A 24,744-nucleotide genomic window follows, 5' to 3' on the forward strand; every position below is an offset into this window, starting at 1 on the left:
TTAAAATATCATAGTAGTGAAAGGAGTAGAAAAATGAAAATGACCTGGAGATGGTATGGGGAAGGTAATGATGATATAACCCTAGACCATATAAGACAAATACCGGGCGTTATGGGAGCAGTATGGTCTCTTCATGATAAAGTTGCCGGTGAAGTATGGGAAATGGAAAGAATACAAGAGGTGGCAGATCAATTAGCAGCAAAAGGACTTAGCCCAGCTGTGGTTGAGAGTGTAAATGTTCACGATGACATAAAGATGGGCTTACCTTCAAGAGATAAGTATATTGACATTTATATAGATACAATAAGAAAACTTTCAAAAGTAGGAGTTGAAGTAATATGCTATAACTTTATGCCTGTGTTTGATTGGACTAGAACTGATCTTTATAAAGAAACAAAGGATGGATCTAATGCTTTGTTTTATGAAAAGAAATTAGTAGAAGGAGCTTCTCCGCAATCTATTGTAGACAGAATATTAGAAGGTGCTGGAGAAAAAACTATGCCTGGTTGGGAACCAGAAAGACTTGCCCACCTTGAAAAACTTTTTGATGATTACAGTGGTATAAGTGAAGATATGCTTTTTGATAATTTAAAGTATTTTCTTGAAAGAATAATACCAGTTTGTCAGGAAGAGGATATTAAAATGGCAATACACCCGGATGATCCACCATGGCCTATATTTGGTCTTCCTAGAATCATTAGAAGTAGAGACCATATTGAGAAATTTTTAAAGCTTGTAGATAGCCCATATAATGGACTTACATTATGTACAGGATCTTTAGGTCCTAATCTTTCTAATAATATTCCAGCTATAATAAGAGAATTTGGAGATAGAATTCACTTTGCTCATATCAGAAATGTTAAAGTTTTTGAAAATGGAGATTTTATAGAAACTTCTCACAGAGCCTGTGATGGAAGTGTAGATATTGTAGAAGTTGTTAAAGCTTATCATGAAATTGGCTTTGAAGGCTATGCTAGACCTGATCATGGAAGACATCTTTGGGGTGAAGAAAAGAATTGTAGACCAGGATATGGCTTATATGATAGAGCTCTAGGAGTTATGTACCTTCTTGGGATATGGGACACTCTTGAAAAGGAGAAAAACAAATAATGAAACTAAACTTAAATGAATTAAAAAATACTCAGTGTTGGGAAAAAGCAAATATAATTTTGCCAAAATTTGATTATGATAAAATAAAAGCTAGTACAAAAGAAAATCCTACATGGGTTCATTTTGGAGCTGGAAATATATTTAGAGGATTTGTGGCTAAAGCACATCAAAATCTCCTTGATAAAAAATTGGCTGATACTGGGATAATAGCTGTAGAAACTTTTGATTATGAAGTGATTGAAAAGGTATATGAACCTTGTGATAACTTAGCTTTAGTTGTTCTAATGAATAGTGATGGAAGCTTTGATAAAACTGTGGTTGCTAGTATCGTAGAAGGTATAACTACCAAAATGGACAATGGAGATTATGATAGGCTTGTAAAAGCTTTTGAAAATCCTAGTTTGCAAATGGCTAGTTTTACTATTACTGAAAAAGGTTATGCGCTTAAAGATTTTTCAGGACAATTCTTTTCCTTTGTTAAAAGTGATCTTGAAAAAGGACCAGCTAGTCCAACTCATGCCATGAGTGTTGTTACTGCTCTTGTTTACAAAAGATACTTAAAAGGAAAATACCCAATGGCTCTTGTAAGCATGGATAATTGCTCTCATAATGGAGATAAAGTAAAAGAAGCAGTAATTACTATAGCTAAGGAATGGCAAAATAGAGGTTTTGTAGAAAAAGGATTTGTAGATTATATCACTGATGAAAAAAAAATAACATTCCCTTTATCAATGATAGATAAAATAACTCCAAGGCCTGCAGAGGTGGTTAAAGAAGCTTTAGAAAAAGATGGGGTTGAAGATATAGAGGTAGTTATAACTTCTAAAAATACTTATATGGCTCCTTTTGTAAATGCGGAAGTATGTGAGTATTTAGTTATAGAAGATAAATTTCCAAATGGAAGACCAGCCCTTGAAGAATCAGGGATTTTATTTACAGATAGAGAAACAGTAAATAATGTGGAGACTATGAAGGTAACAACTTGTTTAAATCCGCTTCACACGGCATTAGCAGTAACAGGATGTTTATTAGGACATACTCTAATTGCAGATGAGATGAAGGATGATACTCTTAAAAAACTTGTTGAAAAGATAGGTTATGATGAAGGATTACCTGTAGTATTAGACCCTAAAATTTTAAGTCCTAAAAAATTCATTGATGAGGTAGTAAATGAAAGATTTGCAAATCCATATATTCCAGATACACCTCAAAGAATAGCTACAGATACATCTCAAAAGGTAGGCATAAGATTTGGAGAAACTATAAAATCTTATGTTAAAGACGAATCTCTTGATGCTAAAAATCTTGTGGGTATTCCACTAGCAATAGCTAGTTGGTGCAGATATTTGATGGGTGTAGATGATAAAGGAAATGAAATGATTTTGAGTTCAGATCCTATGATTGATACTCTTAAAAACACCATGGATAAAATCAAAATGCGGGATACATCAGCAGACTTAAGTGAGATTCTATCTAATAAAGATATTTTTGGAGTTAATTTATATGAGATAGGATTAGGAAATAAGATTGAAAATATGTTTTTAAAAATGATAAAAGAACCAGGAGCTGTTAGAACCACAATCAATATGTACTTGTAGGGGCGGGTTTCCATGCCCGCCCTTTTCTCTATAATGAATTCAAATATTATTGCTGAGAGGGATATAGATAAGTTTGTTAAAAATAAACCTATCTGTATCCCTTTTTTACTTTAGATATTTAAGAACAAATGTTTCGAAAAATTGTATATTATTCTACACCATGGAAATACTAGCAATATAAAAATTTTCTTGTGGAAAGAGGTGTACATTATGGATTATAATAAAATAGAGGATACAGTTTTGAAAAAAGCTATGGACATATTTCAGCAAAGTGCAGTGGATTTTTTTAGAATAGATGCAAAAATAATAGCGCCAGCTGAAACAGAGATTAAAAATATTGAAATCAAAACCAATTATACAGATTATTTATTTCATACAGATGATGGCAATTATCTTCATTTTGAATTTCAAACAACTGATAAAAAAGATGATATAAAAAGATTTTTATATTATGACGCTTCCTTATTTTATAAAGAAAAGAGAAAAGTTAGGACTATAGTTATATATTCCTCGGATATAGAAAATGTTGTTTCCTTCATTGATGCAGGGACTATAAAATATAATATAGAACCTTATTATATGAAAAAGATAGATGGAGATGAAAAACTAGAATATCTAAAAGAAAAAATCGAGAAAAATGAAAATTTAACAAGAGAAGATATTCTAACACTAACATTTCTTCCACTGATGAATAGTGAAGAAGGTCGAAGCCAAAGAACATTAAGAAGCATAGAACTGGCTGATAAAATAAAAGATAGTGAAGATAAAACACAAAGTTTAACTTTGTTATATGCTTTATTAGAAAAATTTGGAGATGATTTAAGCAAAAAAAGATTTAAGGAGGTTTTTTCGGTGACAGAAATAGGGAAAATGATTAGAGAAGAAGGCATAAGAGAAGGTATAAGAGAAGGTATAAGAGAAGGAAAAGAAGAAGGCGTAAAAGAAGGATTGAAAAAAGGTAAGGTAGATACTTTAATAAAATTATTAACCAAAAAATTTGGTAAGGTATCAAAGGATTATGAAAGTGAAATCAGAAATTTGTCAGAAGATAGTATAGATATAATAACCATAGATATATTTGAAATTAATGATATAAAGGAAATAGAGAAATATTTTTAGTGAAAAAAAATCATAAAGAATAAATAAACAAATTATTTATAAGGGGTTTGTTTTATGGAGTTTATTAAATCAAAAACAATTATCTCCAATTTCAATGCTAATAGTTCATGGTTTGGAAATAATTATAATATGAATATTTATAAAGGTTGCTGTCATGGATGTATTTACTGTGACAGCCGAAGTGAGTGTTATAGAGTAGAGAATTTTGATGAAGTAAGAGGCAAGGAAAATGCCTTGACAATAATTGAAAGAGAACTTAAATCAAAACGTAAAACAGGAATAATTGGTACAGGCTCCATGAGCGACCCATACAATCCCTTTGAAAAAGAATATCTTTTAACAAGAGGAGCACTAAAGTTAATAAATAAACATGGTTTTGGGGTTTCTATTGTAACGAAAAGTGATTTGATTCTAAGGGATATAGATATACTTAAGAAAATAAAAAGCCATTCTCCTGTATTAGTTAAAATAACTATAACTACTTGCGATGATGAGTTGTGTAAAAAGGTAGAGCCTAATGTTTCTTTATCATCAAAAAGGTTTCAAGGAATCAAGGAACTTTCAAAAGAAGGAATATTTGCAGGAGTATTACTTATGCCTGTATTGCCATTTTTAGAGGACGATGAAGAAAATATAAAAGGTATAGTAAAGTTAGCCCATGAAAGTGGAGCAAAATTCATTTATGGGGCCTTTGGAGTAACTTTAAGACAAAACCAACGAGATTGGTATTATAAAAAGCTGGATGAACAGTTTCCGGGGCTGAAAGAAAAATATATAAAGCAATTTGGAAATGAATATAGTTGTGGTTCACCAAAAGCAGCATTTTTATGGAAAGTATTCAAAAGCGAATGCGAAAAAGTTGGAATGATTTATAAAATGCAAGATATAATTAAAGCATATAAGCAACCTTATGAGAAAAATCAACTTTCATTTTTTTAGAATTGTTTAATAGAATCAAGTATTAAGGGAGGGTATTTATGGCAGCTAAAGAAATTTTATTATTAGGAAATGAAAAACTGTATAATAAATCTGAAGTTATAAAAGAGGAAGAGCTAAAGGATATAAAGTATATAGTAGAGGATTTGCATGATACTATGATGAATTTTCGTGAAAAATACAATTGTGGTAGAGCTATAGCAGCACCACAAATAGGTGTATTTAAAAGGCTTATTTATATGAATGTGGATAAGCCCTATATATTTATAAATCCAACCCTTCAATTCATAGGGGATGAAACTATGGTAGTTATTGATGATTGCATGAGTTTTCCAGGACTTTTGGTTAAAGTAAATAGATATAAGAAATGCAATATACATTATAAAGATATGGAGTGGAAAGATTGTGTTTTAGAATTAGAGGATGATTTATCAGAATTAATACAACATGAATATGATCACTTAGATGGCATATTAGCAGTTATGAGAGCTATTGATAATAAGTCTTTTAGTGTAAAAAACAGTTGACGATTTACAATTGACAGAACGAAAGGTTTCCATTACTGTCAACTGTACACTGTTAATTGTCAACTGAAAGCTAGCTATAGTTTGTTTTATGAGCAGCAACCACAACCACTACATTTATGATCGCTAGATCCTTCAGGATATTCTATAGCTTGTACAGGACAAACCATGGAACAAGCCCTACATCCATCCACACAGTTTTCAGCATTAACTGCAAAAGGAGTGGTTTTTGCTTTATCATATACATCATGCTCACAAATCTCAATGCAAGCTCCGCACTTTTCGCATAAAGAATAATCAACTATTGGATACCAAGTTTGAGACATATATTTTTCCTCCAGATTTTTGTGTTTAAAGTATAGCAAATAATTAAATTTTAATTGCTTTATATATTATAAACTAAAAACAGTATTCATTCCATATGTTTTTCGCAAAGCATATAGTAAAAAGCTATGAGATTATATACAAACAAAATTATTATTTTCTATGATGAAAGGCATGACAAAAGGTTTTGAAGATGGACATATTGATAAAGAATATTGGAGAAAAATGGGTTGGTATGATAATGTAAAACCATATAAATTTATGAAATAGGTGATAAAAATGAATAAAAATTATATTTTAAAAGATGGGAAAGAATATTCTATAAGAGCTGGAATACCTGAGGACTCAAGTGAAATGATAGAATACATAAATACCATAGCAGAAGAGTCAGATAATTTAACTTTTGGACATGGAGAGTTTCATACTACAATTGAAGAAGAACAAAATTTTATTCAGAATGTAAATAAAACTGAGAATAAGCTTTTTATTATAGCGGTAATTGATGGCAAAATAATAGGTAATTTGCATTTTACAGCAGGTAATAGGCCGAGAATTGCGCATACAGGCGAATTTGGCGTAAGCGTTCTTAAGAAGTACTGGGGTAATGGAATAGCACTTGAACTTATTAAATATTTGATAGAATGGGCTAAGTCGGGAGCTGTTGTAACTAAAATTAACTTGAGAGTAAAAGAAGATAATAATAAAGCTATTAAATTATATAAAAGATTAGGATTTAAGGAAGAGGGAGTAGTTACTAGAGAATTCTGTATCAATGGAGAGTATTTTAGTTCATATCATATGGGATTAGAAATATAGGCAATATATTATTAGAATTAAAACAAAATTCATTTTGTGGTATAATATAGGGATTCCACTATGAAACTTATAAAGACAAAGATTACTTAAACCTGAAAAAAAGGAATGATATCTACAATGAAGAAAAAAGGTATATTAGGAGGAACGTTTGACCCTATTCATAATGGACATATTCATATTGCTTATGAAGCTATGTATAGGTTGGATTTAGATAGTATTTTATTTATACCTTCAGGTAATCCTCCGCATAAACGTGAAAAAGAGGTAACTGAGGCTTCTATAAGATTATCACTTGTAGAAAAAGCTATTGAAAAAGAAAAAAAGTTTTCCGTTAGCGATTATGAAATTAAGAATGAAGGATATAGTTATACATACAAAACTCTTAAACATTTTAAAGCAGAAGAACCTTTAACGGAATGGTATTTTATAACAGGTGCGGATTGCTTAATAGAGCTAGACTCTTGGAAAAATGTTGAAGGTATTTTTGAGAATTCCAAGTTTGTAGTTTTTACAAGATCAGGATATAAAAAAGAAGAATTATTAACACAAAAAAACTTAGTTGAAAGAAAATATGATAAAGAAATTATTTTTTTGGATCTTCCAATAATTGATATATCCTCTACCAGTATAAGAGAAAAAATAAGTGAGGGTAAAGAAGTATCTTATTTATTGCCTTGGAATTTACAAAAGGAAATTAAAAAATTAGAATTATATAAATAGATTAGTAGGTGAAGATTATGTGGAGTGAAGATAAAATCACAGAATATATTAAAAGTGAATTAAAAAAACAAAGATACGACCACAGTTTAAGGGTTAAAGATACTGCTATTAGCCTTGCAAAAAAATATGGGGTAGACGAGAAAAAAGCTTCTATTGCTGCTTTGGTACATGATTGTGCTAAATATTTAGATTATGAAATTTTAATTAAACATAGCAAAGAATGGGGTTATAAAATTGATTCTGTTTCTAAAGCAAATCCATCCTTATTACATGGTGTGGCCGCGGCAAATATAGCTAAAAAGAAAATGGGCATTGAGGATGAAGATATTTTAAATGCAATTATTTATCATACAACAGGTAGAAAAAATATGAGCAAGTTAGAAAAAATAATCTACCTTGCGGATTATATTGAACCAGGAAGAAAATTTCCAACTATAGAGCTGCTTAGGGAAAAAACTTATAATAATTTAGATGAAGGATTATTATTTAGTTTTGATAATAGCATTAAATTTATTATTGATAGAGGCCAATTAATTCATAAGGATACTATTAATGCAAGGAATGATTTAATAGTGAAACTAGGAAGAAATATAATCTAGCAAACTTTATTTTCTTGGAGTATAATAGGTTATATAGTAGTTAATCATTTACAATCAACAATAAATATATTATAAACATACTTTAGGAGGTTATTATGAATAAAGAAATTATTACTACAGAAAAAGCACCAGCGGCATTAGGACCATACTCACAAGCAGTAAAAGTAGGTAATTTACTATTTACATCAGGTCAAATTCCTATAGATCCAGCTACAGGCGATTATTTAAATGATACTATAGAAATGGCTGCAGAAAGAGTTTTTTTGAACTTAAAAGCTGTTTTAGATGAAGCAGGAACTTCTTTTGATAATGTTATTAAAACAACAGTATTTTTAAAGGATTTAAATGATTTTGTTCCTTTTAATGAAGTTTATGCAAAATTCTTTACTGAAAATCAACCAGCTAGATCATGTGTTCAAGTTGCTAAATTACCTAAGGATGCATTAGTTGAAATAGAATTGGTTGCAATAGTTGAATAGTTTTATTAATGTAAAAGTTGATTCAAAGTATGATGGCTATAAGTTACAAGTGTTTATGCGAGAAGTATTAGATTTCTCTAGTAGATTTTGTACAAAATCTACTAGAGAAGGAAGAGTTAAGATAAATAATGGCAAAGCAACTTTATATACTAAGTTATTTGAAGGAGACACAGTTTCAATAGATTTGCCAGAAGAAGATAAAAGTATTATAGAACCAGACAAAATTGATTTAAATATTCTTTATGAAGACGATTTATATATTGCTGTTGAGAAAAAACCATTTATGGTGGTGCATCCAACACTAAAGTGTCCAAGAGAAACCTTACTTAATGGGATAGCTTATTATTTTAATGAAAAAGGTATAAAAACTATGCCTAGGTTGGTAAGTAGACTTGATAGAGATACTTCTGGGGTTATAGTAATTGCCAAGAATTCTTTTGCTCATATGAAACTAGCAAAAGCAATGGAGAATAAATCATTTAAAAAAGAATATATTGCAATTGTGCATGGAGCATTAATTAAATCGAAAGAAATAATTGATAAACCAATTGGCAAAAATGAAGATGGTATCAAGAGAATAATAGATGAGAATGGCAAGAAAAGTGTTACCGAATATAACTTGGTTTCTAAAAATGAAAAAGCTTCTTTAGTTAAACTTAACCTTATTACGGGGAGAACACATCAAATAAGGCTTCATATGAGTAGTGTGGGTCATCCATTGTATGGAGATAGTTTGTATGGTGAAGAAGAACCAGAATTTATAGATAGACAAGCTTTACATGCTTATTATGTTAATTTTCCTCATCCTTTAGAAAATAGGATTGTGGAAATTAAATGCCAGATTCCAAATGATATGAAAAATTTAATTGAAAAATTAGAATTAGAAAAAGCACCGTTATAAGTAAAGGTGCTTTTTCTTATTTTTTTATTTTTTATAGTATCTTTGAAAGTACATATTTTTTTTCATAGTCTCTAGTTTTCTTTTTTTTCTTTTTTTATCAATAATAACTTTTCTAGTTCTAAGCAACACAACTAAGATTAATAAAACAATACCAACATATTTTAAAACTGACATAAAAATATTTGTGGAATTTTCTTTTTTACTTTCTTCTGAATCATTTTTTTGAAAAATAGAGGAATTGAAAGTATAATCTTCTTCTGCACAAATATCAAGCTCTCCTAGACTTTCTTCTCCTAAGAGAATCTGTCCTTTGAGAATTAAATCACCTTTTTTAAAAGATTGTTGAGATATGTCTTTATCCAGTATTTTCAAGGTTGGTACATCAGTTGAACTATTATCTTTTAAATAATTAAAATCTGTAGCAGCAGCAATTGGAATTGAGATTTCGTTTGATACACTGTAAGTACCTAATGAATCATCTTGTTTTATAAATGTGGCAAGAGAAAAATTATCAAAACCCCAATCAAAAAGAGATCTTACATCATCCCAATATGTATGAGCTGAGTCGTGTAATAAAACGGCTATTAATCGAACCCCATCTCTTTCGGCAACAGCAACAAATGAATGCATTGATTCTACGGTGTAACCAGTTTTACCAGCTAAAGCATCTGCGTAGTAATATTTATCACTAGATTGAATCAGTCTATTCTTATTCCAAATAGGACGTTGTTCTGTTTGCTTATTTGTAGGTTCAATATAATACATTGGTGTTTTTGCTATTTCTATGTATTCAGGGTGTGAAGAAAGCTCTTTTAATATAAGAGCTAAATCATGAGCTGATGTTCTATGATTTTCATCATAAAGCCCATGGGGATTAACAAAGTTTGTATTTGTGCATCCTAGTTCTTTTGCTCTTTCATTCATAAGTGTTGCAAATTCTTCAGTAGAGCCTGAAATATGCTCAGCAATTGCTTCCGCTGCATCGTTTGCAGATTGCAGCATAAGAGCATAAAGTAAATCTTTCATTGTAAATTTTTCGTCTTCTTCTATGTATATTTTACTTCCGTCTGCAAAAGGAGCTGTTTTGCTCACTACTACTTCATCATCTAAGTTGCTTTTTTCTAAAGCCAACAAAGCCGTCATGATTTTTGTTGTTGAAGCGGGCGGATATTGGGTATCCATATTTTTAGAATAAATAATAGTTCCAGAGTTTGCATCCATTAAAACAACACCATCAGCGGATGCTGGGGGAGGCTCAGTGCCTGCTGCAAGTATAGTTGTTGCTAACATATTAATAACAAGAATTAAAGTCAAAATAAATTTTATAGATTTTCGCATATAATACCTCCTAGCCATTATGGTATAAGTATATCAAAAAAAACTTGTTTTATCAAAACCATTTTGAAAAATTCAGTTTATTATATGAAAAAAATGTTAATAATTACTAAGGAATGGTAAAATATCTGTAGGAGTTGTCGTTAAATGGATAAAAACAAAACAATTGGTTCCATAGTTATAGGAATTATATTTACTATATTTTTAGTTGTAGGCTATTTTATAACAAATAGTGAAGCTCCAAGTTATAAAAAAGAGAATATTAATAACGAAGACATATTTCAAGAAGAACAAACAGAAAATATACAAATAAACGATACTATTAATGAAGAAATAATTGTGGATAATTCAAACAAAATTAATAATGAAGAAAATTTTAATCAAATTGTTGTAGAAATTAAAGGGTGTGTTAATAATCCAAATGTATACACAATAAAAGAAGGAAGTAGACTTTATGATTTAGTTCAAATGGCAGGAGGTTTTCAGCCTTCAGCATATACAAAAAATCTTCATTTGGCAGAAAAATTATATGATGAAGAAACTATAATTGTATATTCTTCAGAAGAAGCAAAATCTATGGGTGATGATTTGGTTAGTATATTCACCAATAGTACTTCCGTAAATGAAAATAATGTACAGATTACAGGGGGAAGTACCAAAACATCTGAATCAAATCTGATAAATATAAATACTGCAGACAAAACATCATTAATAACTTTAAAAGGAATCGGAGAAGTAACAGCTGATAAAATAATCGAATATAGACAACAAAATGGATTATTTAAAAGTATTGAAGATATAAAAAATGTTAGTGGAATAGGAGATAAAACTTTTTTGGAGTTTAAGGATGATATTTGTGTTAAATAATTTGATGAAAGATAAAGGTGAAAGATGAAGTGATTAGGGTTTAGTTGGTTAGGCATTAGAAGAATTAAATTTAGTTAATGGACTTTTATGAAAACTTGTAATAAAATGATATACATAATGTAAGAAAAATTTGTATTATTTCAAAGCATTAATGTTTTTTGTAAAGGAGGAAATCAAGTGAATTTAAAGCCTATGAAATATAAAAGATTAACTGAAATGACTAAAAAAGCTGGCTGAGCGGCTAAAATAGGGCCGGGGGCTCTTTCAGAAATTTTGAGTAAACTTCCTAAAATGGAAGATAAAAATTTAATGGTTGGCATTGAAACCAGCGATGATGCAGCGGTATATAAGTTAAGTGATGAAATAGCAATAATTCAAACTTTAGACTTTTTTACTCCGGTAGTGGATGATCCATATATATTTGGTCAAGTGGCAGCAGCTAATGCACTAAGCGATGTATATGCTATGGGAGGAAAACCTACAGTTGCATTAAATATAGTAGGATTTCCTAATTGTTTATCTATAGATATATTAGGAGAAATACTAAGAGGTGGAGCAGACAAAGTCCTAGAAGCTGGAGCTGTTGTTGTTGGGGGACATTCGGTTGAAGACAATGAGCCTAAGTATGGGTTGTCAGTAACAGGAATAGTTCATCCAGATAAGGTAATGAAGAATTATGGAGCTAAAGAAGGAGATTTAATTATTCTTACAAAGCCATTGGGAACAGGCATAGTAAATACAGCAATAAAAAAAGAAAAAGCATCTAAGGAAGCATATAATAATACTGTTGAAGTTATGACAACATTGAATAAATATGCAGGGGAAATTATGATTAAATACAAGGTTAATGCTTGTACTGATGTAACAGGTTTTGGACTTATGGGGCATGCTTACGAAATGGCCTCAGCTTCAAACCTTACTTTAGAATTAAATAAAGATAAAATACCTTATATTAAAGAAGCAAAAGAATATGCAAAGATGAAACTTGTTCCTGGTGGAACCTTCAAAAATAAGGAATACCTAAGTGGTAAGTATGAACTGGAAAATGTTGAGGAGTGGTTGGAACATATTATATTTGATCCTCAAACATCAGGGGGGTTATTAATAGCACTAAGAAAACATGAAGCAGAAAAAATGTTACAAGAATTAAATGAACTTTCTTTAAAATCTCAAATAATCGGCGAATTTAAAAAGAAAGAAGATAAACCTTTAATAGTAAGATAAGAAAAAAGTTTTTCTTTATTCATAAGTAGTGGAAAACTAATAATTTATAAACTGATGTGTTTTTGTGTAGTTGTATTCAAAAAATTATAAAAAGCATTAAGTGGTGTTTAGCTACTTAATGCTTTTCTTTATTTAAAGGTTTTGAGTCTTGGATGATGGTATTGCCTTGCATGGAAGTATATGGTATATTGTAGAAGAACTAATACAATATAATTAAAAATAGAGAGGATGAGATAATTTTGGCAAATATCTTTAAAAACAAAGACAATCAAGTAAGATCAGGATGGAAAATACTAATCACCTTCGCAACAATTTTTATTTCAAGTTTAATTGTAAGTATGATTTTTGGTATTGTATACACAATTAAAATCATGGCTTCCTATGGAGGCAATATAAACCCAATGGAAATAGAAGAAATGATAGTTTCAAATGACTTTATAAACACCAGTATGAATATTTTACAAACTGTAATAACTATACTGGGGGTAATTTTATTTTGGAAGGTATTTGATAAAAGACCTATTAAAGATTTGGGATTAACTAATCCATTTAAAAGTATTAAAAAATTATCAGGGGGCTTATTTTTTGGAATAATATCAATTACTTTAGTTTTTGTTGTTTTGCTTTTATCTGGACAAATTCAAGTGGTAAATAAATTTTCAGAACCTAATTTCACTAAATGGATTATTATTGATTTGTTTTTATTTATTTTAGTAGGCATAAACGAAGAGTTTTTCGCTAGAGGCTATTGTATGACAGTGCTTAAACAAACAAAAAATAAATGGGTTATAATATTAGTTCCAGCTTTGATTTTTTCAGGTATGCATTTATTAAATCCTAATAAAAGTTATTTGGGATTAGCAAATATATTTTTGGTGGGAATTTTGTTTGCAATAATGTTTTTAAAAAGTGGGAATCTTTGGATGCCAATAGGGTATCATATAACTTGGAATTATTTTCAAGGCACTATATATGGAATGAATGTTAGTGGATTAGATATTCATGGTATATATAGTACAAAAGTTCTTTCACCAAATATTATGAATGGGGGAGCATTTGGACCAGAAGGTGGATTAATTGCCACAGCAGTAATTATTTTAGGAATTATTTATATGGTTAAATTTTATGAGGAAAAAGAACAGAAAGTTGTAGTAGGGACTACTAATATATAAATTTATTTTGTTACCATATTTTAACCTTTATGATATGGAATTATTATATGATATAATTAGCAATTAATAAAATTAGTATATGGGGGTTTATTATGAAATTTTTTAATGATTTAAAGAATAGTTTTTACAATTTTCCTGAGTACAGGAAGATGATTAAAAGAAGTTATGGTGCTGCAATTCTTTATGCTGTTTTCTTTTCTTTGATATTATCCTTTATTGTAACCATAAAAGTTGGATTTGTATTAAATGATGGAGTAAAAGAAATGACTAATTTTTATAATTCTGAGGTACCATATTTTGAATTCCATGATGGAGAACTAGATGTGGATACTGAACAACCTTATTCTACAGGTGATGATAGTGGTATGCTTTATATAGATACAAGGAAGGAAGCAGATCAAACAATTGTAGATAATTATGAAGAAGGATTCTTTTTGTTTAGGGATAAAGCAATACAAAAGACAGCTATAAAAACAGAGACTTATGAATTTTCACAATTTGGAGCAGGTGATTTTACTAAAGATGATGTGGATAAAATATATCCAAAAATTAAGGGATATAAAGTAATTGCTTATATAGCTATTTATATTGGTTATTTTATTTTTTCATTAGTATCGTTTTTAGCCTTATCTTTAATATACGGGGTAATTGGATTAATAATAAAGGCCATAATGAAATCAAATCTTAGCTTTGTAGAACTAGCAAGTGCTTCAATTTATGCATCAACAGTTCCAAAGATTATAAAACTAGCAATTTCTTTTACAAATATTCAAATTCCACATTATTGGGTTATTCCTTTTGTAATTATGATTATCTATTTAGTAATGATTGTTAAGCAAAAGGATGTTGATTCTTTGTTAATAGAAGAGTAATTTAATGATTTTAAGTAAAGGTGAGAATTTGCTATGAAAGATTCAAATAAAATACAAAATACAGCTTATTCCATAGAATTATCTAAGTTGCCCTATAGCTTTCATGGATTCAAAATCCTTCAACTAAGTGATTTGCATAGCCGGATTTTTAACGCAAGCAATGAAATTTTAATAAATCTAATTAATGAAAGCAATCCGGACATAATTGTTATCACTGGAGATATGATAAATTCACAAAAGGATGATGGTAGCGTTTTTATAAATATTATTAAGAAATTAAACCATAAGTACCCTGTTTATTTTGTTTTAGGAAATCATGAGCATCAAGTAAAAGAACTTAATGGTGAGGTGTATTCAAAATATATCAGTGAATTAATAAGATTAAAAACCATAATTCTGGACAATTTTAAAATATCAATAAAAAAAGGAAATGATAAAATAAACTTATGGGGACTGACATTAAATCCAAGCTTTTATTGGAAAACAACTTATAAAAAAAATAGTAATGAAATATTTCCTGATTATTATATTAATAAAAAGTTAGGCCTATGTGAAAAAAAGATGTGAATATACTTTTAGTACACAATCCAAAATACTTTGAAAAGTATAGTAATTGGGGAGCAGATTTGATTTTTTCCGGACATGTGCACGGAGGTATAATAAGACTACCATATTTGGGTGGTCTTCTCTCGCCTGATAGAAGGTTTTTTCCTAAATATGATAATGGGGTATATGAGAATAATGGAAATAAGATGATAGTAAGTAGAGGCCTAGGGAATTCACATTTAAATTTAAGAATTAACAATAAGCCAGAATTAATAGTTGTAACTTTAAAAAAGGGGTGAATAAATGAGAGAATCACTAAAAATTAAAGTAGATAACATGTTGGAATTATATTTGGATATTGAAAAGCAATTCAAATGGGAACACAGTTTGTTAAAACACTTCGCTGCCTTGACATATATTCAAAAAGATAGAAAATTTGATAAAGAAAAAATACAAAATATGATTAAATTTATAAAGTCCAAGACGGGGATTTTCTCATACTATAGAGGAACTTCATCCTTCATTATTGCAATGCTTTTATGTAGTGAATATGAGAACCCTGAAGATGAATTCTCTAGAATGATGGATAATGAGGATAAATTAAAAAAAGCTGGCTTTAAAAACAGTATGTATTTGCCTATTGCAAATTATGCCTTGCTAATTACAAGTGAAGGTGATTTTGTTGATAGTAAAGTAAAGCAGGCATATGAATTATACTGTGAAATGAAGAAAAATCATCCATGGCTAACTAGTGGGGATGATTATGCTTTAAGTATTTTACTTTCTAAATATAATAAATCAGTTAGTACAATAGAAGAATATTATCAAAGTTTGAATAATTTGGGGTTTGGCAAGGGTAATGGTTTGCAGTTATTATCCCATATTTTATCATTCAGTAATGAGGATGTTAAAGTAATAACTGAGAGATGTAAGAAAGGCTATGATAGATTAAAGGAAAATAAGTTAAAAATATATTCAGATTTTTATGCATCACTTGGACTAGTATCATTGTTAGATAAAGAGGGAACTATAGCAGAGGATTTAGTTGAGGTAGCGTTGTATTTAAATAAACTAAAAAAATATAAGTGGCTAGGAAAAGGAATGAATGTATTAATAGCTTCCGCATTAGTTAGCCAAGAATATATTAATGATAATAAAAACAACAATGAATTGATACAAACAACCTTAAGCATATCTATAGAAGCAATAATAGCAGCGCAAACCTCTGCTACAATAGCAGCAATTACAGCATCAACAGCTGCAGCATCTGCTGCAAATTAACACTTATTTGAATGAATTGAATTAGTTATAACTTATAGAGGATGGGGACAAGATGATTAGAAAATTAACTGAAAATGATAGACAAATAGTTTTAGAATTTTTAAGCCAGGAAGCTGCTATAAATTTATTCATAATAGGGGATATTGAGAATTTTGGATTTGATCAGGACTTCCAAGAGTTATGGGGAAGTTTCAATAATGAAGAAAAAATTCAAGGAGTTTTACTACGATATCATGAAAGTTTTATACCTTACTATAAAGATAAAAGCTTTGATTGCAAAGGATTTAAGGATATAATTCTTAGTAATAAAGGTAAAGTGATTTTGTCAGGTAAAGAAAGTGTTGTAGAAAATTTTAAGGATATTTTACCTGAGGCTACAAAGAAATCAACATATTTTTGTGAGCTTAGAAATAAAGATAAACTGCTAAATGAATGTGAGAGCATAGAAATAGCTCAGATTGAAGATGCAGAAAAAATTTATAATTTATTGGAAACAATAGATGAATTCAATGCAACGGATACAAATTCTATTGAAAGAATTGAGAATAAGCTTAAAGCAAAATCTGGACGTATATACTTTATGAAGAATGAACATGAAGAAGCAATTAGTGTGGCTCAAACCGATGCAGAAAATAGATATTCCGCAATGGTAGTTGGAGTTGCAACAATTAAAGAATACCGACACAAAGGTTTTATGAGTCAATGTTTATCAAAACTTTGCTTAGATTTATTAAATGAGGGAAAAACTTTATGTTTATTCTATGATAATCCAGAAGCAGGAAAAGTTTATCATAAATTAGGATTTGAAACTATAGAGAAATGGACGATGCTAATTAAACTGTAATAAAATAAAAAGTAAAGGGATAGAAAAATACTATATTTAAGTATTTCTCTATCCCTTAAAAATTACTTGCCTTTTCTAGTAGGAACAGCTCTAGTATTTTTCTTTCCAGCTGGATTCTTGCCATAGCTGCTTTTTCCACTAGGCTTAGAGTTATTCTTACTATTGGATTTTTTAGCTTTTGAAGTTGGTTTAGAACTATCTTTACTAAAACTTTTATTTGATTTAGATTTAGTTGATTTTTTACTTTTAGAAGATTTTCTTTCTGCGTAAAGCAAATCTTCATTGGTAATATCAAAATCGCTATTTTTACTATTTTTATTTGAAGTGTTTTTTGAATTTGTTTTAGTTGATGAAGTTGAAGGTTTTTTAGACCTAGGGTGATTTCTTTCAAAATCCACTTTCTTTTCTTTGGGTTTTATTAAACACTTTGGACCAAATCCTATTAAGTCTTCTCTATTGGCTTCAACTAAAGCAGCTCGAACAATATCATACTTTTTTGGATTTCTAAACTGAAGTAAGGCTCTTTGCATAGCTTTTTCGTTTTTAGTTCTTGGAATATAAACTTCTTTCATAGTTAATGGATCAAGTCCAGTATAAAACATTGCAGTGGACAGTGAACCAGGTGTTGGATAAAAATCTTGAACTTGCTCAGGTTGATAACTTATATCTCTTAAATATTCTGCAAGCTCTATAGCAGAAGCTAATGTGCTTCCTGGATGACTAGACATTAAATAAGGAATAATATATTGTTTCTTACCAGCTCTTTCAGTAAATTTTTCGAATTTTTTTGTAAAATTATCATATGTTTTTCCAGATGGCTTACCCATATATTTTAAAACATCGGAAGAAACATGTTCAGGAGCTACTTTTAATTGGCCACTAACATGATGCTCAATAAGTTCTTTAAAAAAAGTGTTATCCTTATCAGCCATCATATAATCATATCTAAGGCCAGAACGAACAAATACTTTCTTCACTTTTGGTATTTTTCTTAACTTTCTTAGAATATTTAAATATTCCATATGATCCACATCTAAATTTGCACAAGGATTTGGAAACAAGCACTGCTTGTTTTTACAAGTACCTTCTTTTAATTGCTTTTTGCAGGAAGGCTGTCTAAAGTCTGCTGTAGGACCACCTAAATCATGAATATAGCCTTTGAAATCTTCAAAATTCACCATTTCTTCAGCTTCTTTTACGATGGATTCTTCACTTCTGCTTTGAACGATTCTACCTTGATGAAAAGTTATAGCACAAAAGGAACAATTACCAAAGCACCCTCTAGAACTAACCAAGCTGAATTTAACTTCAGTTATAGCAGGTATGCCACCAGCAGCTTCATAGCTAGGATGGTAATTTTTTGTATAAGGTAAATCGTAAACTTTATCTAATTCTTTTCTTGAAAGAGGAAAAATAGGCAAATTTTGCACTACGTATTTTCCATTATGTTCTTGTACCAATACATTACCTCTTATAGGATCTTGTTCTTTATATTGAATTCTTGCGGCTTCTGCATATTTAACTTTATCAGTGGAAACCTCTTTATAAGAAGGAATCTCCATATAATCATATATTTCATCTTTAGAATCTGCAATATAACAAGTTCCAGGGATATGACGTATATATTTTGCTTCTAAACCGTCTTCAAGATTTTTGGCGATTTCCACAACTGGTCTTTCACCCATTCCAAATATTAATAAATCAGCTCCGCTATCAAATAAAATTGATTTTCTTACTTTATCACTCCAATAATCGTAATGAGCAAATCTTCTTAAACTAGCCTCAAGCCCTCCGATTATGATAGTTGCATTTTTAAATGCTTCTCTAATTTTATTGCAATATACAATAGTTGATCTATCAGGTCTTAAACCCATTTCTCCACCTGGAGAATAAGCATCTGTTGTTCTTAGTCTTTTGCTTACAGTATAATGATTAACCATAGGGTCCATATTTCCTCCATTAACTAAGAAACCTAGTCGAGGAGCTCCAAGTTTTTTAAAATCATCTGTACTGTCCCATTTTGGTTGAGCAATAATTCCAACTTTATAACCCTCAGCTTCAAGAACTCTTGAAATTATAGCAGTTCCAAAACTGTGATGATCTACATAAGCGTCAGCTGTAACCATTATAAAATCTAATTCATCCCAGCCTCTTTCAATCATATCTTCTTTATTTATTGGTAAAAAATTATTTTTTAGCATATTAACCACCTTTAAAATTCTTTGAATCCAAATATAGGTATCCCAGTTCAACTATTAATTAAGTTTCACATTGGGTTCCATATAATAAAGGACTCAATTAATTATTATAACATTAAAAGTAGGTAATTTACTATAAAAACCTTTGAAAATGCTCGATTACATTAAATGGAAATAAAACAGAAGAGATTTTTAGAAAAATATGGTATAATATTTTAAAGAACAGTCTTTGCAAAAGAACTTTAAAGAGAGGAAAGAGAAAATGAGAAATACTTGGAAAAAAAGTTTTAAGAAATTAATAATCATATCTATTTATCTAATTATTGCAGTCAGTGTGAAAAGTTTTATCAATGAACTTAAATTAAAAGAAATATGGGATAAAACTCATTATATGATGGTATTACTGGATTTTGTGTTTTATTCTTCTCTTGGGGTTATGATAGCTTTAATTAATGGTAGTCAATATAAGAGAAAAAGAAAAATGAATTTTTCCAATATGATATTGTTAGTAGTACCATGTTTGTTTTTATCATTATCTTCTCTTGTGAATTATTTGCCTTTTAGTGATAGTATTATAAAAATGTTATATAATATAACTTCAATAATAACACTAATGGGGGACGTTATATTTATATATCAAATTCTATTTGGATACTTTTTGATTAACAGTTTTGAATAGTTGAAAAAAGCTTTTTTCACAAGTAAAACTACAACTCTTGTGAAAAAAGCTTTTACTTATTTCATTTATTCATTCCATAATTCAATGGCACCAAGAACTATATGAGCTAATCCAAAGCCTATTAAAGCAGTTTCAATCATAGGAGCTACATCTTTTTTTCGTACAGGATGATTATCTATTTCTCTTTTCCTCATAGTAGCAGCACCTAATGTTACAGCAGTACCTAAAGCTGTTGGGATTAAACCATCTTTCATTACTTTCACCATCCTTAATTGAAGAATTGTTGTTTTATTTCTCTATTATTTTGTGCAACAAGCTTAGTTTTATCCTAGTATTTCATTTGTGATTTTGGATAAATATAGAAAAATACATTAAGTTACTTCTTAATATTTTTCCGAAATTATTTAAAATATGCTATAATAGTAATTAAATTTACTTAAATAAATAAGAATAATGGAGGTTTAGAAAATGTCATTTTACTTTGGGGATATGTTTTTTGGCGGTTTTACAATAATATTTATGTTCTTTTTTATATTTATATCTTCTATGATAATTTATACCTTTGTAAAGGGAATTAAACAAAACAATTATAATAATCAACAACCTATTCTAAGTGTGGAAGCTATTGTTATAGCTAAAAGAACAAAAGTATCTGGTCATGAGCATACAAGAACCTCATATTATGTAACTTTCGAAGTTGAGAGCAAGGATCGAATTGAGCTAGAAGTTCAGGGTATAGAATATGGACAACTTATTGAAAATGATAAAGGTAAATTGACATTTCAAGGTACTAGATATAAAGGATTTGCTAGAGAAAAAACATTTTAATAGTTATATTACTGAAAAGAACAGGTGATAATAATGTATAAACATATTTTTTTTGATTTAGATGGAACACTTACGGATTCCAAGCTGGGCATAACAAAAGCTATACAATATGCTTTGAATAAAGAGGGAATTGAAGAAATTGATTTGAGCAAATTAGAAAAACTTGTTGGTCCACCACTAAATGAAACATTTAGTAAGGATTTTAATTTTGATGAAATCACAACAGAAAGAGCTATAAATAATTTTAGAGAATATTTTTCTGATACAGGAATATATGAAAACAATTTATATGCAGGTGTACTTGAGTTATTAAATGATTTAAAAGAAAAAGGATATACTATTTCTATAGCTACATCAAAACCAACGGTATATGCAGAAAGAATAATTAATCACTTTCATATTGAAAAATACTTTCACAAAATAGTTGGTTCAAATTTAGATGGAACTAGAAATTCTAAAGCAGAGGTAATTGAATATTTATTAAAAGAAATAGGTATGAATGGAAATGAAGATATTGTAATGATTGGAGATAGAAAACACGATATAGAAGGTGCAAATTTAAATAATTTAAATTGTATTGGAGTACTATATGGCTATGGTTCTTTAGAAGAATTACAACAGTTAAATCCAACTTATATAGTTGAATCAATAGAAGAATTATATGACAAATTAGCATGAGCTTAATAAAAATAATATTTAAAGGAGTTTCAAATGAAATTATTAGCAGTTGTAGGAAGTAGCAGAAAAAATGGAAATACAGCAACATTAATTAAAGAAGCTTTAAAACCTTTTGAAAAAGAAGCTTTTGATATTGAATTGATTTATTTGAGTGATTACCAATATAAAGATTGTATTGGGTGTGAGGGATGCAAAGATACATTTAAATGTGCTATAAAAGATGACATGCAGAAGATATATCCAAAAGTTATGGAAGCAGATGCTTTGATAATAGGTTCTCCAACATATTTTTATAATATGACTGCTGATATGAAAGCTTTCTTGGATAGATTATATTGTTATGAAGTATTTCATGAAGAGGATCGTTCTGTTTGGATGGGATTAAATGAAGCTTTTGGTGTAAAATATGCTGCAGTAGTAGCTGTTTGTGAACAGAATGATGAAAAAGATATGGGATATACAGCAATATCTATGGAAAAAACTCTTCAAGCATTGGGATATAGAGTTGTAGATGTAGTTAAAGCTTTAAAGTTATTTTCAAGGAAAGAAGCAAAAAATCATGAAGATACTATGATTGAAGCATATAATTGTGGGGAAAAACTACTGAAAACATTAAAATTAAGAGAAGAAGTTCAGAAAAAAATTAGGTTTATGGAGCAATTATAGGGATCCCACTGGGAAACTTATATTTTAAATCCAAAAAAAGAATAATTTGAAAATTATTGAGAATAATAACTATATAATCAGGAGGATAAAATGAAACTGATAATTATAGGTATTTTATTGACATATTGTTATATACAAACATTTGCCCTTTTAAAGGCTGCATCTAAAGAAGATAATAATAGAAAATATGATTAACAAATCATTAGATTTGTTAATCATATTTTTGCATGCCGTTAATTTTTAAGAAGTTATTTGATAAACATAAGTAATTTGCTATAATAGTGATATAAAAACATTATTAAAAGTTGAAGGGTGATTATAAATGAATTTAATATTTGCATTAACTGCTATTGGTTTAATATTTTTTGGAATATTAATTGATAAATTTAAATTGTATTGGCTTATATCGGGATATAATACTATGTCAAAGGAGAAAAAAGAAAAGGTTGATATTGAAAATCTTGCTAAGTTGCTTAGTACATTTTTATACTCTAGTGCACTCATATTTTTTGTAGGAATATTTATGTCTTTAATTAAAATACCTTACGGAACTGAAATATCTTTGGTGCTATTTTTGATAAATATAATCATTATGCTAATTTTAGCTCAAAAATATGATATGAATAATTATGATGAAGATGGAAAAATGAAAAAGAGTGTCAAAATTATATTAGTAGGAATTATAATTTTATTCTTTACAGTTACAGCTAGTATTTTTTATTTAGGAAGAGCATCAATTATCAGTGTAGAACAAGATAAAGTTGTTATAAGCGGTATGTATGGAAGAGAAATTTTGTTTAGTGATATAAAGGATATTAAACTAGAAAATGAAACTCCAGTTGTTTTAAGAAAATTAAATGGGTTTGATTTTGGGGATAATTTAAAAGGAAAGTTCGAAGTAAAGGATGTAGGAAAAGTTAATTTGTTTTTGAGTTCCAGAAAAACATGTATCTACATTTATACGAAAGATATTATTATCCTCAATTTAAAGGATTCAAAGGATACAGAACAATTACATAAATTAATTAATTCTAGGTTAAAAGTTAATTAATAATTATTATTAAAAAATATTCTTTACAAAATGAGTCAAATATTATATTATATAGATATAGGGTAATAATATATTATATAATTTAAAATTAAAGATGAAATTGGAAGTGGAATTTATGGATAAAAAAGTTAAAAAAATAGATTTATTAATAATAGGTGCAGGTCCTGCAGGACTTACGGCTTCAATATATGCAGCAAGAGCTAAGTTAAATACACTAACATTAGAAGAGGGACTTATTGGAGGACAGGTAAAGGATTCTTATGAAATAGAGAATTATCCTGGATTTATTAAAGTAAGTGGACTTGATTTATCAGAAAAAATGAGTGAGCAAGCAACAGAACAAGGAGCAGTAATTGATGAATTCGATAGAATTCTTTGTATAAATTTAAAAGATGATAAAAAATATATCGAAACAGATAATTTCATATATTTACCTAAATCGGTTATAATAACAACAGGTTCTCAAAGAAAAAGGTTACCAATTGCAGAAGAAGAGAAATATCATGGCAAAGGGATTCATTATTGTGAATTATGTGATGGAAGTATGTATGAAGGTAAGGAATTAGTTATTGTTGGTGGAGGTAATTCCGCAGTAGAGGCAGCACTTTATTTGAAAAAAATAGCTAATAAAATTACTATTATTAATAGAGGAAGTACTCTTAAAGCAGATAAAGCAAATCAAGAAAAGTTATTTAAGGAAGAAAATATTGATATAATAATCAACACAGTTATAGAAAATGTTATAGGAGAAGATTTTGTAGAAGGATTTAACATAAAAAACTCAGATTCAGGAGAAACTAGTTCAATAAAAGCCCAAGGAGCTTTTGTTTATGTTGGAACTGAACCAATGGGTGAATTGTTTAAAAATTATATTGAGAGAGATGAATATGGCTATATTATAACAAATGAAGATATGGAAACAAATATTAAAGGTGTGTATGCTGCCGGAGATATAAGACATAAAAGATTTAGACAAATAACTACAGCGGTAGGGGACGGTACTATTGCAGCCTTAATGGCTGAAAAATTTATTTCTAAATAGACTCTCGGAATAAATTGAAAATAACATTAAAAAAAGTAATAAATTAACTGGGAATTCTATTTGTGTTCTAAAAGTAGCTTAATTTAGTATTCAATTTGTAAAAAAGGGCATGGCAAATAAACCTACGAGGTTGAATTTTTTTTAAATTCTTTAAAACCATAGATTAGTTAAAAATAATTTTTTTAAGATCTAAAGAATCATTATTATGGCTCTGCCAAGCATCAATGTGCTGGCACATCATGATTGCATAAGTACGGATATACCACATTTTAGTAGAACGATGGCGACCATCTTCTAAGTGATAATCTATTTTTTCACGTTTATTAGAACGTTCT

General features: G+C 29.1%; 28 protein-coding genes. 24 read left to right on the forward strand and 4 right to left on the reverse strand.

Annotation, left to right across the window (positions count from 1 at the left end; translation table 11 throughout):
- The first annotated feature begins 33 nt into the window (after positions 1-33).
- The 5 genes from uxuA to BUB83_RS16435 all read left to right on the forward strand — a co-directional run bounded on the left by uxuA (position 34) and on the right by BUB83_RS16435 (position 5,290).
- Positions 34-1,110, forward strand: a complete 1,077-nt coding sequence (gene uxuA, locus BUB83_RS16415) for a mannonate dehydratase (protein ID WP_073339725.1) — start codon at positions 34-36, stop codon at positions 1,108-1,110.
- Positions 1,110-2,708 carry a mannitol dehydrogenase family protein gene (locus tag BUB83_RS16420; protein WP_073339727.1) on the forward strand — a complete coding sequence of 533 codons (1,599 nt, stop codon included), beginning with the start codon at positions 1,110-1,112 and terminating at the stop codon, positions 2,706-2,708. Before uxuA ends, BUB83_RS16420 begins: the two co-directional genes overlap by 1 nt.
- 210 nt (positions 2,709-2,918) lie before the next feature.
- Positions 2,919-3,827 carry a DUF4351 domain-containing protein gene (locus BUB83_RS16425; protein WP_073339729.1) on the forward strand — a complete coding sequence of 303 codons (909 nt, stop codon included), beginning with the start codon at positions 2,919-2,921 and terminating at the stop codon, positions 3,825-3,827.
- Between the two features lie 54 nt (positions 3,828-3,881).
- Positions 3,882-4,766, forward strand: a complete 885-nt coding sequence (locus BUB83_RS16430) for an SPL family radical SAM protein (protein WP_073339730.1) — start codon at positions 3,882-3,884, stop codon at positions 4,764-4,766.
- 38 nt (positions 4,767-4,804) lie between these two features.
- A complete protein-coding gene (locus tag BUB83_RS16435; RefSeq protein ID WP_073339732.1) occupies positions 4,805-5,290 on the forward strand; it encodes a peptide deformylase in 486 nt (161 codons plus the stop codon).
- Between the two features lie 86 nt (positions 5,291-5,376).
- Here the strand turns inward: BUB83_RS16435 and BUB83_RS16440 are convergent, their stop codons facing one another.
- Positions 5,377-5,613 carry a 4Fe-4S dicluster domain-containing protein gene (locus tag BUB83_RS16440; RefSeq protein WP_073339733.1) on the reverse strand — a complete coding sequence of 79 codons (237 nt, stop codon included), beginning with the start codon at positions 5,611-5,613 and terminating at the stop codon, positions 5,377-5,379.
- Between the two features lie 277 nt (positions 5,614-5,890).
- Between BUB83_RS16440 and BUB83_RS16445 the strand changes: the two genes are divergently transcribed.
- The 5 genes from BUB83_RS16445 to BUB83_RS16465 all read left to right on the forward strand — a co-directional run bounded on the left by BUB83_RS16445 (position 5,891) and on the right by BUB83_RS16465 (position 9,126).
- Positions 5,891-6,427 (forward strand): GNAT family N-acetyltransferase, encoded by a 537-nt coding sequence (locus BUB83_RS16445; RefSeq protein WP_073339735.1) that lies wholly within the window; start codon positions 5,891-5,893, stop codon positions 6,425-6,427.
- 117 nt (positions 6,428-6,544) lie between these two features.
- The gene (nadD, locus tag BUB83_RS16450) at positions 6,545-7,147 is read left to right on the forward strand and encodes a nicotinate-nucleotide adenylyltransferase (protein WP_073339736.1); all 603 of its coding nucleotides are present in this window, start codon (positions 6,545-6,547) and stop codon (positions 7,145-7,147) included.
- Between the two features lie 17 nt (positions 7,148-7,164).
- Complete coding sequence (gene yqeK, locus BUB83_RS16455) at positions 7,165-7,746, forward strand: bis(5'-nucleosyl)-tetraphosphatase (symmetrical) YqeK (protein ID WP_073339738.1); 582 nt, start codon at positions 7,165-7,167, stop codon at positions 7,744-7,746.
- Positions 7,747-7,841: 95 nt separating this feature from the next.
- Positions 7,842-8,225, forward strand: a complete 384-nt coding sequence (locus BUB83_RS16460; RefSeq protein WP_073339739.1) for a RidA family protein — start codon at positions 7,842-7,844, stop codon at positions 8,223-8,225.
- Positions 8,218-9,126: an RluA family pseudouridine synthase gene (locus tag BUB83_RS16465; protein ID WP_073339741.1), complete on the forward strand. Its 909-nt coding sequence runs from the start codon at positions 8,218-8,220 to the stop codon at positions 9,124-9,126. The genes BUB83_RS16460 and BUB83_RS16465 overlap by 8 nt, the downstream gene beginning before the upstream one ends.
- Positions 9,127-9,150: 24 nt before the next feature.
- Here BUB83_RS16465 and BUB83_RS16470 read toward each other — a convergent pair whose 3' ends face one another.
- Entirely contained in the window at positions 9,151-10,464 is a 1,314-nt protein-coding gene (locus BUB83_RS16470; RefSeq protein WP_073339742.1) for a D-alanyl-D-alanine carboxypeptidase family protein, read from the reverse strand.
- 144 nt (positions 10,465-10,608) lie between these two features.
- On the opposite strand from BUB83_RS16470, the gene BUB83_RS16475 reads away from it, so the two are divergent.
- The 8 genes from BUB83_RS16475 (at position 10,609) to BUB83_RS16505 (ending at position 17,267) form a co-directional block, all read left to right on the forward strand.
- Positions 10,609-11,328, forward strand: coding sequence for a ComEA family DNA-binding protein (locus BUB83_RS16475; RefSeq protein WP_073339743.1), 720 nt, complete (start codon positions 10,609-10,611; stop codon positions 11,326-11,328).
- 192 nt (positions 11,329-11,520) lie between these two features.
- The gene (gene selD, locus BUB83_RS16480; protein ID WP_084133638.1) at positions 11,521-12,552 is read left to right on the forward strand and encodes a selenide, water dikinase SelD; all 1,032 of its coding nucleotides are present in this window, start codon (positions 11,521-11,523) and stop codon (positions 12,550-12,552) included.
- Positions 12,553-12,791: 239 nt separating this feature from the next.
- Positions 12,792-13,724 carry a CPBP family intramembrane glutamic endopeptidase gene (locus BUB83_RS16485; protein WP_084133632.1) on the forward strand — a complete coding sequence of 311 codons (933 nt, stop codon included), beginning with the start codon at positions 12,792-12,794 and terminating at the stop codon, positions 13,722-13,724.
- 92 nt (positions 13,725-13,816) lie between these two features.
- On the forward strand, positions 13,817-14,596 hold the full coding sequence (locus BUB83_RS16490; protein WP_073339748.1) for a DUF1189 domain-containing protein: 780 nt from the start codon (positions 13,817-13,819) through the stop codon (positions 14,594-14,596).
- A 33-nt stretch (positions 14,597-14,629) separates the two neighbouring features.
- Positions 14,630-15,163, forward strand: coding sequence for a metallophosphoesterase (locus BUB83_RS21365; protein WP_084133633.1), 534 nt, complete (start codon positions 14,630-14,632; stop codon positions 15,161-15,163).
- Positions 15,160-15,441: a metallophosphoesterase gene (locus tag BUB83_RS21370; protein WP_084133634.1), complete on the forward strand. Its 282-nt coding sequence runs from the start codon at positions 15,160-15,162 to the stop codon at positions 15,439-15,441. Before BUB83_RS21365 ends, BUB83_RS21370 begins: the two co-directional genes overlap by 4 nt.
- 4 nt (positions 15,442-15,445) lie before the next feature.
- Positions 15,446-16,423 (forward strand): DUF4003 family protein, encoded by a 978-nt coding sequence (locus tag BUB83_RS16500; RefSeq protein ID WP_073339750.1) that lies wholly within the window; start codon positions 15,446-15,448, stop codon positions 16,421-16,423.
- Positions 16,424-16,475: 52 nt separating this feature from the next.
- Complete coding sequence (locus BUB83_RS16505) at positions 16,476-17,267, forward strand: GNAT family N-acetyltransferase (RefSeq protein WP_073339752.1); 792 nt, start codon at positions 16,476-16,478, stop codon at positions 17,265-17,267.
- Between the two features lie 62 nt (positions 17,268-17,329).
- Here BUB83_RS16505 and BUB83_RS16510 read toward each other — a convergent pair whose 3' ends face one another.
- The gene (locus BUB83_RS16510) at positions 17,330-19,468 is read right to left on the reverse strand and encodes a YgiQ family radical SAM protein (RefSeq protein ID WP_084133635.1); all 2,139 of its coding nucleotides are present in this window, start codon (positions 19,466-19,468) and stop codon (positions 17,330-17,332) included.
- Between the two features lie 259 nt (positions 19,469-19,727).
- On the opposite strand from BUB83_RS16510, the gene BUB83_RS16515 reads away from it, so the two are divergent.
- On the forward strand, positions 19,728-20,144 hold the full coding sequence (locus BUB83_RS16515; RefSeq protein ID WP_073339757.1) for a hypothetical protein: 417 nt from the start codon (positions 19,728-19,730) through the stop codon (positions 20,142-20,144).
- 65 nt (positions 20,145-20,209) lie between these two features.
- On the opposite strand, the gene BUB83_RS16520 is transcribed toward BUB83_RS16515, so the two are convergent.
- On the reverse strand, positions 20,210-20,398 hold the full coding sequence (locus BUB83_RS16520; protein WP_073339759.1) for an asparagine synthase: 189 nt from the start codon (positions 20,396-20,398) through the stop codon (positions 20,210-20,212).
- Positions 20,399-20,612: 214 nt separating this feature from the next.
- Between BUB83_RS16520 and BUB83_RS16525 the strand changes: the two genes are divergently transcribed.
- From BUB83_RS16525 to BUB83_RS16545, 5 genes are all read left to right on the forward strand, one after another.
- Positions 20,613-20,972 (forward strand): DUF2500 domain-containing protein, encoded by a 360-nt coding sequence (locus tag BUB83_RS16525; protein ID WP_073339761.1) that lies wholly within the window; start codon positions 20,613-20,615, stop codon positions 20,970-20,972.
- A 33-nt stretch (positions 20,973-21,005) separates the two neighbouring features.
- Entirely contained in the window at positions 21,006-21,650 is a 645-nt protein-coding gene (locus BUB83_RS16530; protein WP_073339762.1) for an HAD family hydrolase, read from the forward strand.
- Positions 21,651-21,683: 33 nt separating this feature from the next.
- Positions 21,684-22,316 carry a flavodoxin family protein gene (locus BUB83_RS16535; RefSeq protein WP_073339765.1) on the forward strand — a complete coding sequence of 211 codons (633 nt, stop codon included), beginning with the start codon at positions 21,684-21,686 and terminating at the stop codon, positions 22,314-22,316.
- 322 nt (positions 22,317-22,638) lie between these two features.
- Entirely contained in the window at positions 22,639-23,367 is a 729-nt protein-coding gene (locus BUB83_RS16540) for a DUF3784 domain-containing protein (protein ID WP_073339768.1), read from the forward strand.
- Positions 23,368-23,482: 115 nt separating this feature from the next.
- On the forward strand, positions 23,483-24,409 hold the full coding sequence (locus BUB83_RS16545) for an NAD(P)/FAD-dependent oxidoreductase (protein WP_073339771.1): 927 nt from the start codon (positions 23,483-23,485) through the stop codon (positions 24,407-24,409).
- The last annotated feature ends 335 nt before the right edge of the window (positions 24,410-24,744 follow it).

Origin of the sequence: Clostridium grantii DSM 8605 (assembly GCF_900129965.1) — a bacterium.
Lineage (GTDB): Bacteria > Bacillota > Clostridia > Clostridiales > Clostridiaceae > Clostridium_AF > Clostridium_AF grantii.

What these genes read in the sequence shown, in the direction of transcription:
- BUB83_RS16435 (WP_073339732.1), top strand. Translation starts at nt 4,805, where the DNA reads ATGGCAGCTAAAGAAATTTTATTATTAGGAAATGAAAAACTGTATAAT.
- BUB83_RS16470 (WP_073339742.1), bottom strand. Translation starts at nt 10,464, where the DNA reads ATGCGAAAATCTATAAAATTTATTTTGACTTTAATTCTTGTTATTAAT.
- BUB83_RS16520 (WP_073339759.1), bottom strand. Translation starts at nt 20,398, where the DNA reads ATGAAAGATGGTTTAATCCCAACAGCTTTAGGTACTGCTGTAACATTA.
- nadD (WP_073339736.1), top strand. Translation starts at nt 6,545, where the DNA reads ATGAAGAAAAAAGGTATATTAGGAGGAACGTTTGACCCTATTCATAAT.
- BUB83_RS16475 (WP_073339743.1), top strand. Translation starts at nt 10,609, where the DNA reads ATGGATAAAAACAAAACAATTGGTTCCATAGTTATAGGAATTATATTT.
- uxuA (WP_073339725.1), top strand. Translation starts at nt 34, where the DNA reads ATGAAAATGACCTGGAGATGGTATGGGGAAGGTAATGATGATATAACC.
- BUB83_RS16490 (WP_073339748.1), top strand. Translation starts at nt 13,817, where the DNA reads ATGAAATTTTTTAATGATTTAAAGAATAGTTTTTACAATTTTCCTGAG.
- BUB83_RS16440 (WP_073339733.1), bottom strand. Translation starts at nt 5,613, where the DNA reads ATGTCTCAAACTTGGTATCCAATAGTTGATTATTCTTTATGCGAAAAG.
- BUB83_RS16500 (WP_073339750.1), top strand. Translation starts at nt 15,446, where the DNA reads ATGAGAGAATCACTAAAAATTAAAGTAGATAACATGTTGGAATTATAT.
- BUB83_RS16535 (WP_073339765.1), top strand. Translation starts at nt 21,684, where the DNA reads ATGAAATTATTAGCAGTTGTAGGAAGTAGCAGAAAAAATGGAAATACA.
- BUB83_RS16445 (WP_073339735.1), top strand. Translation starts at nt 5,891, where the DNA reads ATGAATAAAAATTATATTTTAAAAGATGGGAAAGAATATTCTATAAGA.
- BUB83_RS16525 (WP_073339761.1), top strand. Translation starts at nt 20,613, where the DNA reads ATGTCATTTTACTTTGGGGATATGTTTTTTGGCGGTTTTACAATAATA.
- BUB83_RS16510 (WP_084133635.1), bottom strand. Translation starts at nt 19,468, where the DNA reads ATGCTAAAAAATAATTTTTTACCAATAAATAAAGAAGATATGATTGAA.
- yqeK (WP_073339738.1), top strand. Translation starts at nt 7,165, where the DNA reads ATGTGGAGTGAAGATAAAATCACAGAATATATTAAAAGTGAATTAAAA.
- BUB83_RS16540 (WP_073339768.1), top strand. Translation starts at nt 22,639, where the DNA reads ATGAATTTAATATTTGCATTAACTGCTATTGGTTTAATATTTTTTGGA.
- BUB83_RS21365 (WP_084133633.1), top strand. Translation starts at nt 14,630, where the DNA reads ATGAAAGATTCAAATAAAATACAAAATACAGCTTATTCCATAGAATTA.
- BUB83_RS16425 (WP_073339729.1), top strand. Translation starts at nt 2,919, where the DNA reads ATGGATTATAATAAAATAGAGGATACAGTTTTGAAAAAAGCTATGGAC.
- BUB83_RS16420 (WP_073339727.1), top strand. Translation starts at nt 1,110, where the DNA reads ATGAAACTAAACTTAAATGAATTAAAAAATACTCAGTGTTGGGAAAAA.
- BUB83_RS16515 (WP_073339757.1), top strand. Translation starts at nt 19,728, where the DNA reads ATGAGAAATACTTGGAAAAAAAGTTTTAAGAAATTAATAATCATATCT.
- BUB83_RS16430 (WP_073339730.1), top strand. Translation starts at nt 3,882, where the DNA reads ATGGAGTTTATTAAATCAAAAACAATTATCTCCAATTTCAATGCTAAT.
- BUB83_RS16505 (WP_073339752.1), top strand. Translation starts at nt 16,476, where the DNA reads ATGATTAGAAAATTAACTGAAAATGATAGACAAATAGTTTTAGAATTT.
- BUB83_RS16460 (WP_073339739.1), top strand. Translation starts at nt 7,842, where the DNA reads ATGAATAAAGAAATTATTACTACAGAAAAAGCACCAGCGGCATTAGGA.
- BUB83_RS16545 (WP_073339771.1), top strand. Translation starts at nt 23,483, where the DNA reads ATGGATAAAAAAGTTAAAAAAATAGATTTATTAATAATAGGTGCAGGT.
- BUB83_RS16530 (WP_073339762.1), top strand. Translation starts at nt 21,006, where the DNA reads ATGTATAAACATATTTTTTTTGATTTAGATGGAACACTTACGGATTCC.